The sequence below is a fragment of the Mesorhizobium sp. M1328 genome, assembly GCF_040318075.1.
Classification (GTDB): Bacteria; Pseudomonadota; Alphaproteobacteria; order Rhizobiales; family Rhizobiaceae; genus Mesorhizobium.
In genome coordinates, this window is the sequence record NZ_JAMYLO010000003.1 from 1 (window position 1) to 18,152 (window position 18,152).

Consider the following 18,152-nt stretch of genomic DNA (forward strand, 5'->3'; position numbering starts at 1 on the left):
CGATGATCTGCTCTTCCGTAAACCGCTTTCTCTTCATCAGTCCGTCCTTCAATCGAGGCCGGACTCTAATCTCAGATGGAGGAAATTACCCGTGGCAGGTCAAAAGGTCTCAAGATCACAGCCGAAGTCGACTACTTGCATCTTGGTGAAGATTCCGTCACGAATTTCACCAATGCCGACAAGGAAAACAGCATCGGCGGCATCCTCCGCTTCCAGCGCTCGTTCTGATCAAACGACGATCTCGCAAGGACGGCCCGTAGCGATACGCTACGGGCCGTTTCGGTTTGCAGCGGATAGGTCGCTCATCTTGATTTCGCCATCCAACCGGTGACAAGCTCTCGTCATGGAATGGCGAGACGAGGGAATCATTCTCGGCACCCGCAAGCATGGCGAAACCAGCGCCATTCTCGAGGTGATGACACGTGCGCATGGCCGCCATCTCGGTCTCGTGCGCGGCGGCCGTTCGCGCAAACAGCAGCCTGTCTTGCAGCCCGGCAATCGCGTCGACCTGTTGTGGCGGGCGCGGCTCGACGAGCATCTCGGCACCTTCCAGGTCGAGGCCATCGAGATGAACGCCGCCCGGCTGATGGACAGCGCCGTTGCCGTCTACGGCCTGCAGACGATGGCCGCGCATTTGCGTCTTCTGCCTGAGCGCGACGCCCATGGCGGCCTTTACGAGACGCTTGCGGTGATGATCGCTCATCTCGGCGATGCCGATGCCGCCGGCGAGCTGGTGGCCCGCTTCGAGCTGCTGGTCCTCGACGAACTCGGCTTCGGCCTCGATCTCAGCCAGTGTGCGGCGACCGGCACGAGGCAGGATCTTGCCTATGTCTCGCCGAAATCCGGCCGCGCCGTGTCGCGGGCGGCGGGCGCGCCGTGGCGCGACAAGATGCTGGCGCTGCCTGCCTTCCTGCAGCGCGGCTCCGGGCTGCGCGCCGATCCGGCGGCGATCGAGGACGCCTTCCGGCTGACCGGCTTCTTTTTGACCCGCCATGTCTACGAGCCGCGCGGCATCGAGCCTCCCGGCGCCCGCGCCGGGTTTCTCGCTGCCTTGCGCAGGCATCATCCACCCGGCCTTGAATCCGGCAAGGCAAGCGCCGGGGAAGCCGCCACCGGGGAAACCACCAGATGAGCGAAGTTGAACCTGATCCAGGCAACGTTTCGCCGCTCGGCCTTGGCACCATTCCGCAGGTGGGCGAGGCCTATGCCACGGCCGAGTTCAAGTGAATTTGACGCGGCCGATCACGCCAAGGACGGGCGAGGTGGTGTGCGAGGGCAAAGTGGTGCACAAGGGCCGCACGCTGGCGGTTTCGGAAGCGGCGCTGAAGGACGCGAATGGCAAGCTGCTGGCTTTCGGCACCGAAACATGCTCGATCTTTCCGGCGGCCAATCTGGCGGCACGTTGAATGGACCGGCCGTTTGGCCGCCGCATTTGAATGTCACTGAACATTGAATGTCAGTGACAACTGGCCTGGTTTGGGGGAACCGCCATGTTTGAAAGCCTGATTGGCCTCGTCGCCATCATCGCGCTGTTCGTCATCATTTCACGCCAGCAGAGCCGCATCGGCCTGATCGAGCGCGAGCTTGGCGCCTTGCGCAGCCTTGTGCTTTCAGGCGCGCCTGTGCTGCCGCCGCAAGCCAAGGAACCGGCTGCAAACGACAGCAAACTGGCGGACGGCGCAATCCCGCCGGCGGCCGCAGCCGACATGGCCGCATCGCCAGGGACCGCAGCGGTCGTGTCAGCCACAGAGGCCGATGCCGATACGACGGCGCCGTCCGCACCGGAGTCGGCGCAACCGGCGGCAGCGGCGAAAGCCGCCCGCCAATCCGACGTCGAAACGGCGCTCGGTACCCGCTGGGCGGTATGGGTTGGCGGCATCGCGCTGGCGCTGGGCGGCCTGTTCCTGATCCGCTACACCATCGAGGCCGGCATTTTCGGGCCACGCGTGCGGCTTGCCATGGCGGCGGCACTCGGGCTGGTGCTGGTCGCCGGCGGCGAGTTCATCCGGCGCACCGGCTTCAGGGTGCCGGTGCAAGGTGCCGCCGGTGCCTATATCCCGGCGATCCTGACGGCGGCCGGCGCCTTCATCCTGTTCGGTACCGTCTACGCCGCGTACAGCATTTACGGCTTCATCGGCCCGACTCTCGCTTTCACGCTGCTCGGCGCCATCGGCGTGGCGACGATCGCGGCAAGCCTGGTCCACGGTCAGGCGCTGGCCGGCGTCGGCCTGCTCGGTGCCATGGTGACGCCGCTGCTGGTCGCCTCGCAGGCGCCCAACCCGTGGGCGCTGTTTGGCTATCTGGCGATCGTGCTCGCCGCCACCGGCGTCATCGCCCGCATCCGCGACTGGAGGCTTTTGATGGCCGCAGCCTTCGTCGCCACGGGCATCTGGACCATCTTCTACATGACCGACGCGCCGGGGGCGAAGCTTTCCGTCATCCTCTTTATCGACGTGGTGACACTGGCCGTGCTCGCCTTCGTCTGGCTCGGCCGTCGCGGCGAAGCGGTCGCCGGCAGCGGCTTCGATTGGCCGTCGATCGCGCCGGGCTTCTTCGTCGCTCTTTCAGCGCTGGCCCTGTTCGTCGATCCGGTCTTTGCCGCCGCCGGCGATGCCTTGCAGGGCGCAGCCCTTGTCGCAGCCCTGGTGGCGGTGGCGCTCTATCGGCCGCGGGCGCTGGCACTGCTGCACGCCGCCGGGCTGGCGACGGTGCTGGTCTATCTCGGCATCATTCCGCCGACCACGGTCGCCGTCGATTCTTCGGGCGGCGCTCTCGGTGTCGATGGCGTGCCGGTTGTGGCGTCCGATGCCTTGATGCTCAGGATCGGCATCGCGCTGGGCCTGGTCTTCATCGGCGCCGGCTTTTGGGCGGCGCGCCGTTTTGCGGCCCCTGGCTGGCTGCGCGCCGCCGCATGGGCGGCCTGGAGCGCTGTCGCGCCACTGGTCATCCTGCTGGCGCTCTGGTCTACCTTCGGCAATCTCGACCGTGACCTTGCTTATGCGGCGGTCGCAGCCGTTTTGGTCGGAGTCTTCGTCGCCGGCGGCGAGTGGATAGCGCGCGGCGAAGCGCCGCCGCTAACCGGCGGCGCTGCCGTCTCCTTCGCGCTCGGCGGGGCGGCGGTTGCCGGCCTGCTAATGCTGCACATGGCCTTTGGTTCGGGCTGGACAACCATCTTGCTCGGAGCAGCCGCCGTCGTGCCGGCGCTGGCAACGCGCTGGCGTAGCTATCCGGTGCTTGGCTGGATTTCGGTTGGTGCGGTGATTGCAGTGCTCGGCCGCGTCGCCTTCGACCCGACCATCGTCGGTGCCGAGTTCCTGTCGAAGACGCCGGTGTTCAACTGGCTGCTGCTTGGATATGGCGTGCCGGCGCTCGCCTTCGGCTTTGCCGCCTGGCAACTCGCCCGCACCACCAATGGCCGGCCGCGCCTCGCCATGGAGGCCGGCGCCGCGCTGTTTTGCCTGCTCACCGTCGCCATGCTGGTGCGCCATGTCATGCATGGCGGCGTCATCGATACGGCTGCTGCGACGCTTGCCGAACAGGCGATCTACACGCTGATCGCCATCGGTGCGGGTGCCATCCTGGTCGCCATAGACATGCGCTCGCCAAGTTCGGTGCTGCGCTACGGCTCGATTGCAGCGGGCGTGGTCTCGGTCGCTTTCATCGTCCTCCAGCATTTTCTGGCGCTGAACCCGTTGCTGACGGATGAATCGACCGGCAGCATTCCGGTGTTCAACCTTCTGTTCCTCGCCTACCTCTTGCCGGCGGTTGCGGCAGGCGCACTGGCACTCTATGCCCGTGACAAGCGGCCGCAATGGTATGCGGCGATGCTGGCGGTGGTGGCGGCGGTGCTCGCTTTTGCCTATGCCACGCTGTCGGTCAGGCGCCTGTTCAAGGGCGAGTTCATCGGGCTTTGGAGCGGTCTCGGCCAGCTCGAGACTTATACTTATTCGGCACTGTGGCTGGTCATCGGCGTGGTGCTGCTCACCGCCGGTGTCTGGCTGAAGTCGCAGGTGCTGCGCATAGCGTCGGCGGCGCTGATCTCGGTCGCCGTGCTCAAAGTCTTCATCTTCGACATGTCCGAACTGGAAGGCGTGTTGCGGGCGCTGTCCTTCATCGGCCTCGGCGCGGTGCTCATCGGCATCGGCTTGTTCTATCAGCGTCTGCTGACAAGAGCAGCGAAAGGGACGTGAGGTCAAGTTGCATGAATATTCAAGATGGAATATATGAATATTCCAAAGGAGATATTCAGTTGCCTCTCTATATCCGCGACGACGAGGTGGATGCGCTGGCCGCAAAACTGCAGCGTGAGACCAACGCCCCGAGCAAGACGGAAGCAGTGCGGACCGCGCTTTTGCACGAGCTCGAGCGCAACCGCGCCCGCAAGCCCCTGCGCGACAGAATTGCGGCGCTACAGGCCAGGTATGCTGCGTTGGGGCCGCCCGATCCCAACTTCGACATGAAGGCGTTCACCGACGAGATGTGGGAAGATTGATGTTCGTCGATGCGTCGGTCATCGTCGCCATTCTCGCCAAGGAACCGGGTTGGGCGGAATTGCTCAAGCGAATCTCTGGTGCCGGCAGTCCGCTGCATATTTCCGCGCTTGTTCGGCTCGAGGCGACACTTACCCTTGGACGCATAAACGCCGTTTCCAAAAAGCCGACGCCCGAATTGCTGGCCGTGGCGCGCGATCTAGTCGATTCGTTCATTGTCGAAATCAGTGCCCGCAATGTACCTATCGACGAGGACATCGGCGCGCGCGCTATCGACGCGAGCATCCGCTACGGCAAGGCGGTCGGTCATCCGGCCGATCTCAATTTTGGCGATTGCTTCGCCTACGCCTGCGCAAAGGCCCTAGATCTTCCGTTGCTCTACAAGGGCGACGATTTTCTTCAGACGGATCTGGCGTAACCGGCGTTTTGACAATCGGATGCAAGCCGGGAATAAACCTGCCTTGGGCGGCGTTATTCAGTTGCTTGGGTGACCGGGGCGGCGGACCGCTTCGCGCTGGCCGCTTGCGCCGCGCTGCAAAGGCGCGTTCAATCACCACGGACAGGGGCCCCAGAACCAGCGGTCATGGACGAAAAGAAGGCAGCAATCCTTGGAGAAATACCGCGTCTGCGCCGCTATGCACGCTCGCTGTTGCGCGACCGCGATTCCGCCGACGATCTCGTCCAGGACTGTCTCGAGCGGGCGCTTGTGCGGCTCGACAATTGGCAGACAGGAGAAAGCCCCAGGAGGTGGCTGTTTACGATCATGCACCATTTGTTCATCGACCAGATGCGCAAGGTGAACCGGCGCGGCGAGGCGGCGATGCTGCCGCTCGAGGCAAGCGAGGCGCAGGCAGCACCCGCCGAGCAGGTCGAGAGCATCGCCTCGCGCGAGATCGTCGACGCGCTGCAGGCGATCAGCCCTGACCGGCGCGCGGCACTTGTGATGGTCGCCATCGAAGGGTTTTCCTATGCCGAAGCCGCCAACATCCTTGGGGTTCCCGCCGGCACCTTGATGTCCCGCATCGCGCGCGGGCGTGAGGAACTGCGCGCGCTGCTGGATGATACCGCGCGCCGCCGCTCGATAAGGATCGTCTAGAAATGAGCCGGCGCGATTTCTCCGAACGCGACATCCACATGGCTCTCGATGGCGAGTTGCCGGGCGACGAGCGGACGGCCTATGAGGCATGGCTCGAGGCCAATGCCGAGATGAAGGCCAAGAGCGCACGCTACGCCGCCGACCGGGCAGCGTTGCGCGCAGCCTTTAACGGCGTGCTGGACGAACCCGTCCCGGTGCGGCTGAGCAAGGTGGTGCTTGGCGAGGCGCCGGTGGTCAGAGCGGCGGCGTCGCGCTCGCGTTGGTGGCTTGCGGCCGCCGCTGCCGCCATCCTGGTGATTGGCGGCACTGGCGGCTACCTTGCCGGCATCGGCCGCCTCGGCCTGGAAAACACGGCCGAAGACCAGCTTGCCGAAGAGGCGATCGCCGCCCATGTCATCTATGCCGCCGAAAAGCGGCATGCGGTGGAAGTGCCGGCAAGCGACAAGGATCATTTGCAGAGCTGGTTGTCGAACCAGGTGGGTTTGAAGCTCGTCGCCCCGGATCTGGCGGCGCAGGGATTCCAACTGGTCGGTGGCCGGCTGCTGCCTGCCGGCCAGGGCAAGGCCGCGATGCTGCTTTACGAGGACGACAAAGGGGAGCGCATATCGCTCTTCGTCACCGCCGAATCGGCGGCCAAGGCCAAGGGCACTTATGGGTCGGAGGAAGATGGTCCTGCGGCTGTCTACTGGCTGGACAAGGGTTATGGCTGCGCCGTCGTCGGCTCGCTGCCGCGCGAGCGGCTGGCCGCGGTGGCCAAGAGCGCCTATGGCCAGCTTCTGGCGGGCTTGGAAAGCTGAGCAGGCGCTTGTTTTTCCGGAGCCGCGCCGATGCCGAAACACGAAGGTCGTTCAAAGCCTTTCCGCGGACCTGCCTGCCGTCAAAACTGTCACAATTCGGCCCTAATCGAGGTGCGATAGCGCTTGCTGAATACTGGTACTTCGGCTGGTGTGACCGATGTTTAGACTAGGGCCGTTTCCACAACCCAATCGAGGTTTTCTGAGCCCGCATGCCTGCCGAGATTCGCAAGGCCCGCGCGTCCGACGTCGATGACCTCGCCGCCATCGAAAAAGCCGTTTTCTCGAGCGATCGCATTTCTCGCCGTTCCTTTCGCCAACTGATCGAACGCGACACCGCCGAACTGCTGGTTGGCGAAAGCGATGGCCGTGTCGCCGGCTATGCAGTCGTACTGTTTCGCAAGGGCAGCGGCGTCGCGCGGCTTTATTCGATCGCCGTCGGTCCATTTTTCGGCGGCCGTGGCGTTGGCCGGCTGCTGCTGGAAGAGGCCGAAGCCGCCGCTTTCGTGCACGGCCGCATGATGCTTCGTTTGGAAGTCCGCGAGGACAACCCGCGCGCGATCCAGATCTACGAGCAGAGCGGCTACCGCAAGATCGGCCGCGAACCGGACTATTACGAGGATGGCGCCACGGCGCTGCGCTACGAAAAGACCTTGCGCGGCGACATTCCGGTCGCCACCGAAGTGCCGTTTTATCAGCAGACTTGCGAGTTCACCTGCGGACCATGCTGCCTGATGATGGCGATGGCTTACTTCGGCCCCGGATTCGTGCCGGACCCGGTGATGGAAATCCGGCTGTGGCGTGAGGCGACGACCGTTTTCATGATGTCGGGGCCGGGCGGCTGCGAACCGTTCGGGCTGGCCGTCGCCGGCTATGAGAGCGGGCTTGCTGCTGAGATCTATGTCTCCTTCTACGGCGCGCTGTTCCTGCAGTCGGTGCGCAGCGAGGACAAGCGCCGGGTCATGGAGCTGGCGCAGGTCGACTTTCGCCGCCGCGCGGAACTTTACCGCATCCCGGTGAATTACCGTTCATTCGGGCTTGACGACATTCGCACCGCGATCGCAGAGGGAAAACTGGTACTGGTCCTGATCAGCGGCTTCCTGATGTTCGGCAAGAAGGTTCCGCACTGGGTATTGGCCATCGGTGACGATGGCGATCATATCCTGATCCACGACCCCTGGGTCGAGGACGAGCGGCAGGAGACGATCCTCGATGCTGCCAACATTCCCGTGCCTTACGGCATCTTCATGAACATGGCGCAATTCGGCCGCGACGGATTGCGCGCCGCCATCACTCTCGGAAAGCGCGACAGCCAATGACCTGGGTCATCCTTACCGGCCGGCAGAACGATCTCGACCAGGTGGCGACGCCGCACAAGATCATCACCAATCGCGACTACCTTGCCCATCCGGCACTGTTTCGCGGTCAGCGGCCGAAGGTCATCAACCTGTCGAACAATTACGGCTACCAGAGCCGCGGCTATTACGCTTCGCTGCTCGCAGGTTCGCGTGGCCACAAGGTCATCCCGACTGTCGAGACGATGATCGATCTGTCGGAGCGCAAGCTCTACGAGCACGCGTTGCCGGAACTCGAACTCGCACTCAACAAGTGCCGCAAGGACCTGGGCGGCGCTTTCCCGCAGAAGGTCTGCATCTTCTTCGGCATCGGACCGTCCAGGATATGGGATCGCTTCGCCAAACTGCTGTTCGACTGGTTCCGTGCCCCGGCGCTCGAGGTCCACATCAGGGACAGCGCCGAATGGGCCTCGATCCGCAAGATCGGCTTCCATCCCCTGGCCAGGATGACCGAGGACGAGGAAACGCACTTTCTCCAGTGCCTGGAGACCTACACCAACCGCGAGTGGCGCGACACCAAGGGCCGCACGCCGGCGCGCTACACTTTCGCCACGCTGGTCGATCCGCATGAGGAACTGCCGCCGTCGGAGATTTCGTCGCTGCGCCACTGGGCAAAGATCGCCGAAAAGATGGGCGTCGAAATCGAGCCGATCACCAAGCGGGATCTGGCCAAACTCGCCAACTACGACGCGCTGTTCATCCGCGAGACCACCTCGATCTCCAACCACACCTACCGCTTTGCCCGCCGCGCCCAGCAGGAAGGCATGCCGGTCATCGACGATCCGCTGTCGATGATCCGCTGCACCAACAAGGTCTATCTCAACGAGCTGATGACCTACAACAAGGTACCGGTGCCGCCGACGGTGATGATTGCCGGCATCTCGGATCTGGAAGTTGCGGCGCAGACGCTGGGCTTCCCCCTGGTGCTGAAGATCCCGGACTCCTCGTTTTCGCGCGGCGTCAAGAAATGCGGCACCTTCGAAGAGTTGAAGACGCTCGCAACCGAATGGCTGGAGGATTCCGACCTCCTGATCGCGCAAAAATTCATTCCGACGGAATATGATTGGCGCGTCGGTGTCCTCGGCGGCCAACCTTTGTTTGCCGTCCATTATCTGATGGCCAAGAAACATTGGCAGATCGTCAATCATAAGGCCAACGGCAAGCCCGACCAGGGCGGCATCAAGACCTTCACCCTGAAGGAAGCGCCGGCCCACGTCGTCGAGACGGCGGTCAGTGCGGCGCGCTGCATTGGCGACGGCCTCTACGGCGTCGACCTCAAAGAAACCAGGGACGGCGTCTTCGTCATCGAGGTCAACGATAACCCCAACCTCGACCACGGCTGGGAAGACTCCGGCGAAAAAGACGAGGTCTGGGTGCGGCTGACGCAGTGGTTCCTGGAGCGGTTGGACCGGCCGGGCCGATGACATCCGAATTGAGGGGAAAAGATGCTGTTCTTCGTAACCGAGGATTTTCGCGGCTGCGACCGTAAGGAGATCTACCGCCGTTTCCGCGACCAGGGCCGCCTGAAGCCGGACGCGCTTCTCGTGCACCACAGCTGGATCGCAGCGGATATGAGCCGCTGCTTCCTGCTGGTGGAGGCCGATGACGTCACGCTCCTGCAGCGGTGGGTCATCGAATGGGCGGATCTGGTCGAATTCGAGATCGTTCCCGTGGCGACGAACAAGGATATGGTGGAGGCATTGAGCGGACATCTCTGACCCGCGCGCGCTTCGACGAGATATATCCAGACATTGTATTGATAGCAGATCTCCAGGCTGAGCCGATGACTGGCTCGCCCGGCTGTCGCACTTAGCCAGACTGCCTGATCGTCGCGCTCGACTTCAGCAGCCGATTAATGTCCGACGCTTTTGACGGCACCCCGATCAAATAGCCCTGGGCCTCGACGCAGCCCTCCTTTTTCAGGAATTCAAACTGCGCTTCGGTCTCGACACCTTCGGCGGTGACGGTGATGCCCAGCTGTGCGCCAAGCCCGATGATGGTGCGCACGATAGCCGCGGTATCGCGGCTGTCGATATCGCTGATGAAGGAACGATCGATCTTGATCTTGTCGACGGGAAAGCGCCTGAGGTAGCCCAGCGAGGAATAGCCGGTGCCGAAATCGTCCAGCGCGATGCGGACACCCAGATCGCGTAGCTGCCTGAGTGTCTTGAGCACCAGATCGCTCTCGTCCATCAGCACCGTTTCGGTGATTTCCAGTTCAAGCCGGTTGGCCGGCACGCCCGAGAACGCCAGTGCCGAAATGACGCTGCGGGCAAAGGTACCGCTTTTGATCTGCACGGCGGAGACATTGACTGCGATGCGCCAAAGCGCCCAGCCTGCCGCGGTCGTGCAGGCTTTTCGCAGCGCCCATTCTCCAAGCGGCACGATCAGCCCAGTCTCCTCGGCGGCCGGAATGAAGTCGTCCGGCCGCACCAGGCCGCGCACCGGCGAACGCCAGCGCATCAAGGCTTCGGCGCCGACGATTTCGCCGGAGGCGATGTTCATGATCGGCTGGAAATCCAGCTCGAATTCGCGGCGCGACAGCGCTGCCCTGAGATCGATTTCGAACGCCCGGCGTGCCCGCACCATCGCGTCCATGGCTGGTTCGAAGAAGCGGTAGAGGTTGCGCCCTTCGCTCTTTGCCCGATAGAGCGCCATATCCGCGTTTTTCAGCAACGTGTCGGCGTCCTTGCCGTCATTCGGAAACAGCGCGATGCCGAGACTGATGCCGACGCGCATGTCGTGTCTTTTGTCGCGAAACGGCTTTCCAATGATCTCGACGATGCGTTTGGCCAGCTTTTCCGCGTCGCCCGGGCTTTTGAGATTGAACTGGATGATGACGAATTCGTCGCCGCCGAAGCGGGAGACAACGTCCGTTTCATTGCGCAGGCACCGTTGCAGCCGTTCGGCCACGCATTTCAGCAGCCAGTCGCCGGCGGGGTGTCCCCAACTATCATTGACTGCCTTGAAGTGATCGAGGTCGAGCGAGAATATCGCCAGCGATCCGTCTGTCGTCTCGCTGAGGGCTTGGTCCAGCCGTTCGCGAAGCATCGAGCGATTGGGCAGGTTGGTCAGTGTGTCGTGGTGCGCAAGATGGGTCATGCGCTCTTCCACACGCCTGCGCTCGGTGACGTCGTCGAACGTCGCGACCCAGCCGCCGCCGCTCATCGGGCGGCGCGCAACCAGCAGTGTTCTGCCGTCAGCGAGATGGCGATGCGTTACGTGTGTTTTCCCCGCCCGCAGGCAGGCTTCGATTTGCGAGATTTCGCTGTCGGGGTCGAGCTTTGTATAAATGCCCAGTTCCAGCAGCCGCTTGAACGCATCATGGTGACTCATGCCAAGCGGGAAGTCGGCCGGCCTGACATGATAAAGTTCCAGGAAACGTTCGTTGCGCACGATCAGCTTGCCGTCCGCATCGTACATCAAAAGGCCTTGCGACATGTTGGCAAGTGCCGCGTCGAAACGGCGGTGCTGCTCCTTCAACTCCTGCTCGGCGCGCCGTTGCTCGGTGATGTCCTCGTAGATCGAGACCCAACCACCTGACGCCAGCGGCCGGTGCGAAATGTTGACGATGCGCCCGTCTGCAAGCGATTCCTCATAGGTGGAAGGTTTTGCCTGGTCGATATAGGGCTTGCGGATCGCATAGAGTTGCTCAGCGCTTTGCGAGGCGATGCCGATATCCACGCTGTGCTGGAGGATGTCGAAAAACCGGATGCCGGGTCGCACCACTTCGGCGTCGAGGCGAAAGACGCTGATGTAGTTCCTGTTGCAGATGATCATCCGTTCATCGGCATCGAACATGCACAGGCCATGTGACATGTTCTCGACCGCTGCCGAAAAACGCTCGTTCTGTTCGCGCAGCTCGTCGTCGATCTGTCGCGGCAGACCAACGCCTTTGGCCCTCCGTCGGCGGACGGATGAACCAGCCTTGATACCGGCAACGGGCATGAGGCAAGCCTATGGACCATGGTTAACCACGGCACTGTTGTCCCTGCCGGTTAATTTACCGTTTTCAGCCGGCTGGAACGGCAGTCTGGCGTCGCGACTTTTCGATCGCCGCAAAGCGTTTGAGAAAGGCATTCTGCGCCCAAGTCACCGAGCGCGGCGTCACGTCGAAGCGCTCGGCATTGAAGCCGCGCGGCCTGCCGAAGAACTCCGTCGCCTCTGCCGTCGAAAAACCAGCAAGCAGCGTTGCTTCGAAATAAGCGGCGATCTGATCCGCTCGCTTGATCTCCTTGCGCAGTCCCGCGTCGAGCTCGGCCGGCAGTGAAAAGCGCAGATGGATGGCGCGCTGCAGCCTGATCTCGCAATCCCTGTAGCTGCCGCCCATCACGGATTTGAACGGCGAGATCATGTCGCCTATGACATATTCCGGCGCGTCGTGCAGCAGCGCCGCCAACCGCATATCGGCGTCGGCATCCGGCATCAGCTCACCGACAAGCGTTTCGACCAGCAGTGAATGCTGGGCGACCGAAAAGGCGTGGTCGCCTCTGGTCTGGCCGTTCCAGCGTGCGACGCGGGCAAGGCCATGGGCAATATCGGAGATCTCGATGTCGAGCGGCGAGGGGTCGAGCAGATCGAGCCGTCGCCCGGACAGCATGCGCTGCCAGGCGCGCGGCGGCGCCCCGACGCGATCGGCCGCCATCAGGCGTCCTCCGCGCCGACGGCTTCGTGCGGAAAGCTGAATTTCGCCCAGGACGGGATGGCGAGCGACACGGCGACGTCGTCAGCCAGGATCGGCAGGCCGGCGTCGAGTGCTGCCTTGACCCGGTCGATGCGGGTAATGGCAAGGCCTGTCGTGCCGGCGGTCGAGCCAAGCGTGCCGACCGGTCGCCCCTCCACCGTCAACTCTGCGCCCGAGGCGGGCAGGGAGCGTTCAGCCGAGACGATCAACACCCGGCGCCTGGCAGTGCCGCGATGCTGCATACGCGAGACGACCTCCTGGCCGACATAGCAGCCCTTCTTGAAGCCGACGCCGCCGATCTCGTCGAGCAGCACGTCATGCGGAAACGCATCGCCGAGCTGGTAGTCCGCGCCGCTTTCGGCAATGCCATGGGCAATGCGAACGGCTTGCCATGCGGCAAGGTCGCCTCCTTCTGCGGTGCCATCATAGAAGCGCTTGACGATAGCATCGACGAACCGCGCATCCGCAAACGGCGCTGCTTCAAATTGCGAGGCGGTTGAATCGCTTTCCCATAGAACGGTCACAACCGGCTGATCCAGCTTGGCAATTTGGACTTTGGCGCGCAACTTGTAGAGCGTCAGCCGGCGCATGAAATCGTCAGCGGTCTCGGCACGGCACTCAAGGCGGAAAGCATTTTCGCCGGCGCGCGAGATCAGGAAGTCAAAAAGGATCTTGCCTTGCGGCGTCAGCAGCGCGCCGGGCTTTGCTTCGCTGCTACCGAGCGCGTCGAGGTCGGTGGTCAGGATGTTCTGCAAAAAGTGCTCGGCATCCGGCCCCGACACGGAAACGAGTGCGCGATCTCTGAGCGAGGCAAAGGGCATGGTGGGAAAACGAGCCTGAGCTTGCAAAACTATCGGCCATTACGTAAGCCGCTGGCACTTCCCCCGCAAGAGACCGGATCCGCATGGCCCCCATCTACGATCTCATCCTGACAGGCGGCATCGTGGTCAACCATGACGGCGAGGGTTTTCGCGACGTTGGCATCAATGGTGGGCGCATCGCTGCCATCGGCGACCTTCGCCAGGCGTCGGCGGGCGAGACGATCGACTGCCGCGGGCTGCACATCCTGCCGGGCATCGTCGACAGCCAGGTGCATTTCCGTGAGCCGGGCCTGGAGCACAAGGAAGATCTGGAGACAGGCTCGCGGGCAGCGGTGCTCGGCGGCGTCACCGCCGTCTTCGAGATGCCGAACACCAATCCGCTGACCACCAGCGAGGCAACCCTTGCCGACAAGGTGCGGCGTGCCACCGGCCGCATGCATTGCGACTTTGCCTTCTGGGTCGGCGGCACCCGCGACAATGCGAACGACGCCGGCGATCTCGAGCGGCTGCCGGGTGCGGCCGGCATAAAAGTGTTCATGGGCTCGTCCACCGGCGACCTGCTCGTCGAGGACGATGAAGGCGTTGCCTCGATCCTGAGGAACACACGCCGCCGCGCCGCCTTTCACTCTGAGGACGAGTTCCGGCTGCGCGAGCGGCTTGGCGAGCGCACCGCGGGCGATCCGTCCTCACATCCGGTGTGGCGCGACGAGATCGCTGCGTTGCGCTGCACGGAGCGCCTTGTGCGCATCGCGCGCCAGGTCCGCGCCCGGATCCATGTGCTGCACATCTCGACCGCCGAGGAGATAGGCTTCCTCGAACAGCACAAGGATGTCGCGACCTGCGAGGCGACGCCGCATCATCTGACGCTGAGCGCCGATGATTATGCGCAGTTGGGCACCCTGATCCAGATGAACCCGCCGGTACGCGCCACGCGCCATCGCGACGGGGTTTGGCAGGGCATTGCGCAGGGCGTTGTCGACGTGCTCGGCTCCGACCATGCGCCGCACACGCTGGCCGAGAAGGCGAAACCTTATCCGGCGTCGCCGTCCGGCATGACCGGCGTGCAGACCCTGGTGCCGATCATGCTGGACCATGTCAACGCCGGCCGGCTCACCTTGCAGCGCTTTGTCGACCTGACCAGCCATGGCCCGCAACGCATCTTCGGCATCGCCAGGAAAGGCCGAATTGCCGCCGGCTACGATGCCGATTTCACCATTGTCGATCTGAAGCGCCACGAGACCATCGCCAACGCCCAGCAAGGTTCCAAGGCCGGCTGGACGCCTTATGACGGCAGGCAGGTGACCGGCTGGCCGGTCGGCACTATCGTTCGGGGCCGGCGCGTGATGTGGGAAGGCGAGATTGCCACGCCAGGCCAAGGCAGGGCGGTGGAGTTTTCCGAGGCGTTGGCGCGCTAGGCTCTCTGCCTCGATAAGGGCCAGGCTAGACCACTCAATCCCCGGCGACGAAGAACGTCCATTGCCCGGTCGGCGTGATGCCGACTCGGTAGAAGATGTAGGCACCGAACTGCTTCATGTTGTCATAGTCGCTGGCGGTGACGATCTTGAACAACTCGACCCGCTGCCTGGCATCGAGCTTGTCCAGCGGCAGGGCGAAAAAATACGGCCAGACGTACAGATCCTGCGGAGTGCCTGCATCGACGTGGACATAGCCGGCATTGAGCACCTCTTCCAGGATGGCGAGGATTTCCTGGCCTTCCGTGTCGCCCGAAAGGCCTTTCAGGAAGGCGATCGGGTCGCCCTCCATGTCGCCCAGCGACAATTGGGTCATCATGTCGCCCGTGCCGATCAGCGGCCGCAGTCTTTCGATGTCGCCGCTCTTGCACGCCTCGACGATCAGATCGTGCATGCGCCTGACCGGTTCTGGCAACTTGGCAAGGTCGTAGACGACTTCGGGCACAGGCGCGTCCGGATCGACATGCGGATTGGCCATCCCGCCATCGTCCGCTGGCCCTTTCGGCTCGGTTTGCTCTGGCTCGTCGGACGGAGTCGGCTGGCTGGCTGCAGGTGGCGTCGTGCCGAGCGGGCCGGGCATCGGCACGGTACTTCCGGGCGGCGACATGTCGCCGTCGGGCGGCGGTGTGACCGGCGAAGGCAGGTCTTCGCGCTTGATCTCGCTGAGGGCGTGAGCGGGACTACTCGCAAGAAACAGTGCAAGGGGAATCGTGGCGCAGGAAGCAGTAAGCCAAATGCTGAGGACCAGGCCGCGCGGCTTGCCTGATATCGAAAAATTCACCGCCTGCAACTCCCTGGTTCCAGCCCATCCATGTGCCCGAACACGATGTCCGGCGGCGCGCCGTCGTCAAAGAACCGGGGTCAGTGCCGCAGCCTTTCGGGCTCGAAGGCCCCGGCAATCACCTTTTCACGCATGCGATCGAGCAGGGCAAGCGCCGAGGTCTCGCCGTTGGTGCGCAGCATTTCGCCGAATGCCGTTTCGAGGGCTGCCTCGGCGATGATTTCCGGCTCGATCCCGGCCGACAATCCTTCTGCCCAGGCTTCGCTGTGGCTTTCCACGGCGGTCAGGCGCTTTTCTTCCCTGACCAGCGCGTCGATGTCGTTGACGCCATGTTCCATTGCGATGTCCACCCTTTCAAGCGGTGATCCGTTGGATAGGGATCAAGCTTGAGTTGTCCCTTTTACACGCAGGCGCAGTAAGTATTTGTAATGCGACATTTTTTTGGTCGTTTTCTACAAATTCCGTCGCATCCAGCAAACCTGCGTCCGATCCGTTTCAAACTTAGCCGATTAGGCCGGCCAAGGGGACGGAAACCTTCAGTTTGAGTTAATTTCACATTCGCGCGCTAACGTTTCGTTAACATAGTTGCAAAAGTGCAACATCAGGTTTGCACCAAGGCCTCACTCGAGGCAAGCGGAGAAGTGTCGAACGCGTCCGCCACCCACAGCGCCGGCGCTTGATGCCGGTTTGCCGGAACGGCAGCAGCCGTCGTCAGTTTCCGTAGCGAGAGGCTATGTCGCGAGACAGTGTCTCGCCTTCCTTCATGTAGCGGCTGATGGCTTCCGTCGCCGAGGCGGTGCATTGGGTATAAGTGCCGCCGAAGGACCGGTAGCCGCGGTTGAAGCTGGCGATGAAGCGGGCGCGCCGCTCCGGGTTCGGATTTTCCGATGCGATCAGTTTTTCCATCTCGGCTCGCCACCGGTCGCCTTTCTCGCCACACAGATTACGCAGGAAATGCAGAGAACCGAGCACTTCCGCCAGCCGCATCAGCCCAGGCTCGAATGGCGCTTCGGCAGCGATTGCCGGACGCACGCCGAAACTCACACTGACGGCGAGGCAGGCGGCGAGAAACGAGGACGTGCGGCTCATGAGGCTTTGTGCTGAAACAATTTGTCGCCTGCAAGGCGATTCTCTGGCTCAGGTCTCGCCGTCTTTGTTGGGGCCGAGTAGATCGTCGGCAATTTCAAACACTGCATCGGCGAGCGGCATCGCCGTCATTTCGGCCAGCGTATAGAAAGCCGCGGTTTCGGCGTCGTCGCTGGCAACCGCCTCGCCGCCGGCATAATTGGCCCCAAACACCGTCAGCCAGTAGTCGACCGGATGCCCGTCGCCGCTGCCGTCGATGTGGATTTCCCGCAGCGGCCGGTAGCCGCGCGCCTGCAATCGGGTCTCTTCCAGCAATTCGCGCCGTGCTGCCTGTGCCAGCGTCTCGCCGGCTTCGACCTTGCCGCCGGGAAAGGCATAGAGGCCTTGCGAGGGCGGCCTGGCCCGCTTGACCAGCAGCACCGTGTTCTCGCGCACGACGCAGACCGAGACTGCCGGAATGATCTTGCGTGCTTCCATGGGCTCCGGATCGCTCGATTGGCATAGCCCGTTGTGGACCGGCCGTCGGCGAACAGCTTTAGCGGTTGCGAAAGGCGGGTTCCATGGCCACTTTCACATGCCACCAATTCGAGAGCTGAATTCATGTGCGGACGCTTTGCTTTGACAGCCACTCCGGACCAGACCGCCGCCTTTCTCGGCCTGGCGGAACTTGAGGGGTTTCCGGCCCGCTACAACATCGCGCCGACGCAGCCGGTGCTGATGGCGCTCGCCGGATTGCCGCAGGCGCCGGGCTCGAACCTGCCCGACCGCCGCTCGATGCTGGTGCGCTGGGGCCTGATCCCGGCCTGGGTCAAGGATACGGGTAACTTCCCGCTGCTGTTCAACGCGCGTTCTGAGGGCGCTTCGGAAAAGGCGTCGTTTCGCGCTGCCATGCGCCATCGCCGCGCCCTGGTACCGGCTTCGGGATTCTACGAATGGCACCAAACGGGTGGCAGAAGAGGGCAGCCCTATTGGGTGCGGCCAAGGCATGGCCGGCTTGTCGCCTTCGCCGGGCTGATTGAGACCTATGCCGAGCCGGGCGGGTCGGAAATGGACACCGGCGCCATTCTGACCGCCCATGCCAATGCCGATACTGCCCATATCCACGACCGCATGCCGGTGGTGATCCATCCCGAGGATTTCGCGCGCTGGCTGGATTGCCGCACGCTCGAGCCGCGCGACGTGGCCGATCTGCTGAGACCCGCCCAGCCCGATTTCTTCGAAGCGGTCCCGGTTTCCGACCTCGTCAACAAGGTCGCCAATACCGGGCCGGAGATTCAGGAGAAGGGCGTCGTCGAGCCTGAGCCCGAGAAGGTCAGGCGCCAGAAGTCCGGCGCGAACGACAGGCAGATGAGTTTATTTTAGCAAAAGCTACTATTACGGTACGCCGTGAGCGCCTCAATCTTCCCGACGGCATTCTCAGGCAGCGCGCGGCGAAACGATCTTCTGCGCCGGCTTCTTCTTCTTCGCGGTGTGCAGAAGAGCTGCGACGATTGCTGCCGGGCCGATCGCCCGGTAGTGGCTGGCGAGCGCCGGTTGCTTGGCGCGGTTGGATTCTTGCTTAGCCATTGTTCTC

Annotated in this window: 21 protein-coding genes; 13 read left to right on the plus strand and 8 right to left on the minus strand. The window is 63.1% G+C overall.

Annotated features, from left to right (window positions below):
- The first annotated feature begins 75 nt into the window (after nt 1-75).
- The 11 genes from NKH23_RS08410 (at nt 76) to NKH23_RS08460 (ending at nt 9,453) form a co-directional block, all read left to right on the plus strand.
- The gene (locus tag NKH23_RS08410) at nt 76-228 is read left to right on the plus strand and encodes a hypothetical protein (RefSeq protein WP_352911591.1); all 153 of its coding nucleotides are present in this window, start codon (nt 76-78) and stop codon (nt 226-228) included.
- 115 nt (nt 229-343) lie between these two features.
- On the plus strand, nt 344-1,132 hold the full coding sequence (gene recO / locus NKH23_RS08415) for a DNA repair protein RecO (protein ID WP_352911590.1): 789 nt from the start codon (nt 344-346) through the stop codon (nt 1,130-1,132).
- A 91-nt stretch (nt 1,133-1,223) separates the two neighbouring features.
- Nucleotides 1,224-1,406 carry a PaaI family thioesterase gene (locus NKH23_RS08420; protein WP_352911588.1) on the plus strand — a complete coding sequence of 61 codons (183 nt, stop codon included), beginning with the start codon at nt 1,224-1,226 and terminating at the stop codon, nt 1,404-1,406.
- Between the two features lie 84 nt (nt 1,407-1,490).
- Nucleotides 1,491-4,190, plus strand: a complete 2,700-nt coding sequence (locus NKH23_RS08425) for a DUF2339 domain-containing protein (protein WP_353034560.1) — start codon at nt 1,491-1,493, stop codon at nt 4,188-4,190.
- Between the two features lie 59 nt (nt 4,191-4,249).
- Complete coding sequence (locus NKH23_RS08430; RefSeq protein ID WP_292658021.1) at nt 4,250-4,492, plus strand: type II toxin-antitoxin system VapB family antitoxin; 243 nt, start codon at nt 4,250-4,252, stop codon at nt 4,490-4,492.
- Nucleotides 4,492-4,908 carry a type II toxin-antitoxin system VapC family toxin gene (locus NKH23_RS08435; protein ID WP_352911583.1) on the plus strand — a complete coding sequence of 139 codons (417 nt, stop codon included), beginning with the start codon at nt 4,492-4,494 and terminating at the stop codon, nt 4,906-4,908. Before NKH23_RS08430 ends, NKH23_RS08435 begins: the two co-directional genes overlap by 1 nt.
- Nucleotides 4,909-5,073: 165 nt before the next feature.
- On the plus strand, nt 5,074-5,586 hold the full coding sequence (locus NKH23_RS08440) for a sigma-70 family RNA polymerase sigma factor (protein ID WP_292657948.1): 513 nt from the start codon (nt 5,074-5,076) through the stop codon (nt 5,584-5,586).
- 2 nt (nt 5,587-5,588) lie between these two features.
- A complete protein-coding gene (locus NKH23_RS08445; protein ID WP_352911580.1) occupies nt 5,589-6,383 on the plus strand; it encodes an anti-sigma factor family protein in 795 nt (264 codons plus the stop codon).
- Nucleotides 6,384-6,592: 209 nt separating this feature from the next.
- Nucleotides 6,593-7,699 (plus strand): peptidase C39 family protein, encoded by a 1,107-nt coding sequence (locus tag NKH23_RS08450; protein ID WP_352911577.1) that lies wholly within the window; start codon nt 6,593-6,595, stop codon nt 7,697-7,699.
- Nucleotides 7,696-9,159: a RimK family ATP-grasp domain-containing protein gene (locus NKH23_RS08455; RefSeq protein WP_023719872.1), complete on the plus strand. Its 1,464-nt coding sequence runs from the start codon at nt 7,696-7,698 to the stop codon at nt 9,157-9,159. The genes NKH23_RS08450 and NKH23_RS08455 overlap by 4 nt, the downstream gene beginning before the upstream one ends.
- 21 nt (nt 9,160-9,180) lie before the next feature.
- Nucleotides 9,181-9,453 carry a DUF3303 domain-containing protein gene (locus tag NKH23_RS08460; RefSeq protein WP_023719871.1) on the plus strand — a complete coding sequence of 91 codons (273 nt, stop codon included), beginning with the start codon at nt 9,181-9,183 and terminating at the stop codon, nt 9,451-9,453.
- A gap of 91 nt (nt 9,454-9,544) precedes the next feature.
- On the opposite strand, the gene NKH23_RS08465 is transcribed toward NKH23_RS08460, so the two are convergent.
- The 3 genes from NKH23_RS08465 to ygfZ all read right to left on the minus strand — a co-directional run bounded on the left by NKH23_RS08465 (nt 9,545) and on the right by ygfZ (nt 13,240).
- A complete protein-coding gene (locus NKH23_RS08465; protein WP_352911574.1) occupies nt 9,545-11,683 on the minus strand; it encodes a putative bifunctional diguanylate cyclase/phosphodiesterase in 2,139 nt (712 codons plus the stop codon).
- Between the two features lie 64 nt (nt 11,684-11,747).
- Nucleotides 11,748-12,380 carry an HD domain-containing protein gene (locus NKH23_RS08470; RefSeq protein WP_352911572.1) on the minus strand — a complete coding sequence of 211 codons (633 nt, stop codon included), beginning with the start codon at nt 12,378-12,380 and terminating at the stop codon, nt 11,748-11,750.
- Complete coding sequence (gene ygfZ, locus NKH23_RS08475) at nt 12,380-13,240, minus strand: CAF17-like 4Fe-4S cluster assembly/insertion protein YgfZ (RefSeq protein WP_352911570.1); 861 nt, start codon at nt 13,238-13,240, stop codon at nt 12,380-12,382. Before ygfZ ends, NKH23_RS08470 begins: the two co-directional genes overlap by 1 nt.
- Nucleotides 13,241-13,323: 83 nt before the next feature.
- Between ygfZ and NKH23_RS08480 the strand changes: the two genes are divergently transcribed.
- Nucleotides 13,324-14,655 carry a dihydroorotase gene (locus NKH23_RS08480; protein ID WP_352911569.1) on the plus strand — a complete coding sequence of 444 codons (1,332 nt, stop codon included), beginning with the start codon at nt 13,324-13,326 and terminating at the stop codon, nt 14,653-14,655.
- A gap of 34 nt (nt 14,656-14,689) precedes the next feature.
- Here NKH23_RS08480 and NKH23_RS08485 read toward each other — a convergent pair whose 3' ends face one another.
- From NKH23_RS08485 to NKH23_RS08500, 4 genes are all read right to left on the minus strand, one after another.
- Nucleotides 14,690-15,493, minus strand: a complete 804-nt coding sequence (locus tag NKH23_RS08485) for a hypothetical protein (RefSeq protein WP_352911567.1) — start codon at nt 15,491-15,493, stop codon at nt 14,690-14,692.
- An 80-nt stretch (nt 15,494-15,573) separates the two neighbouring features.
- Nucleotides 15,574-15,831, minus strand: a complete 258-nt coding sequence (locus tag NKH23_RS08490; RefSeq protein WP_023677749.1) for a hypothetical protein — start codon at nt 15,829-15,831, stop codon at nt 15,574-15,576.
- Nucleotides 15,832-16,204: 373 nt separating this feature from the next.
- Nucleotides 16,205-16,582, minus strand: coding sequence for a TIGR02301 family protein (locus tag NKH23_RS08495; RefSeq protein ID WP_352467197.1), 378 nt, complete (start codon nt 16,580-16,582; stop codon nt 16,205-16,207).
- 48 nt (nt 16,583-16,630) lie between these two features.
- Nucleotides 16,631-17,056, minus strand: a complete 426-nt coding sequence (locus tag NKH23_RS08500; RefSeq protein ID WP_352911565.1) for an NUDIX hydrolase — start codon at nt 17,054-17,056, stop codon at nt 16,631-16,633.
- A gap of 123 nt (nt 17,057-17,179) precedes the next feature.
- On the opposite strand from NKH23_RS08500, the gene NKH23_RS08505 reads away from it, so the two are divergent.
- Complete coding sequence (locus NKH23_RS08505) at nt 17,180-17,941, plus strand: SOS response-associated peptidase (protein WP_352911562.1); 762 nt, start codon at nt 17,180-17,182, stop codon at nt 17,939-17,941.
- 54 nt (nt 17,942-17,995) lie between these two features.
- On the opposite strand, the gene NKH23_RS08510 is transcribed toward NKH23_RS08505, so the two are convergent.
- Nucleotides 17,996-18,145, minus strand: a complete 150-nt coding sequence (locus NKH23_RS08510) for a hypothetical protein (RefSeq protein WP_352911561.1) — start codon at nt 18,143-18,145, stop codon at nt 17,996-17,998.
- Nucleotides 18,146-18,152 lie beyond the last annotated feature (7 nt).